Below are 739 nucleotides of genomic sequence, written 5' to 3'. Positions count from 1 at the left end.
CGGCCTGGCCGCCTGGCTGGCCAGCAGCAACCTGTCTCTGGCGATTTCGTCCTACCAGACGGGCCGCGTCTACCTCGTCGGCAGCGACAAGCTCGGCCGGGTGTCGTTCTTCGAGCGCCTGTTCGAACGCGCCATGGGGATTGTCGGCAATGCCCAGCGCATTTACCTGGGTGGCTTGTATCAGCTGTGGCGCTTCGAGAACGTGCTGCGCTCGAACGAGGTCATCCATGCCCAGTTCGACAAGTGCTATGTCCCGCGCAACGCGCAGACGATCGGCGACCTGGATATCCACGAGCTGGGCATCCGCAAGAACGGCAAGGTGGTCTTCATCAACACCAGGTACTCCTGCGTGGCCGAGCTGAGCCAGACGCACAGCTTCAAGGCGATCTGGAAGCCGGACTTCATCAGCAAGCTGGCCCCGGAAGACCGTTGCCACCTCAACGGACTGGCGATGGTCGATGGCGCGCCCAAGTACGTCACCGCGGTGTGCAAGAGCGATGCAGTGGATGGCTGGCGCGATCGGCGCCACAACGGTGGCGTGGTGATCGACATCGACACCAACGAGATCGTCTGCGAAGGCCTGTCGATGCCGCATTCACCGCGCTGGGCGAACGGCAAGCTGTGGGTGTTGAATGCCGGTACCGGTCATCTGGGCTGGGTGGACTTCACGACCAAGTCGTTTGTACCGCACGCGTTCCTGCCCGGGTTCGTGCGCGGCCTGTCGATCTTCGGCAACACA

Annotated in this window: 1 protein-coding gene; it reads left to right on the top strand. The window is 62.9% G+C overall.

Annotation, left to right across the window (positions count from 1 at the left end; all coding sequences use genetic code 11):
* On the top strand, positions 1-739 hold a 739-nt coding region (locus GSQ75_RS04445; protein WP_158753908.1), incomplete at both ends, for a TIGR03032 family protein.

The sequence above is a fragment of the Dyella sp. S184 genome (assembly GCF_009766065.1).
Lineage (GTDB): Bacteria > Pseudomonadota > Gammaproteobacteria > Xanthomonadales > Rhodanobacteraceae > Rhodanobacter.
The sequence above is the reverse complement of the archived record's forward strand: the minus strand, read 5'-3'. Positions and strand labels throughout refer to the sequence as shown.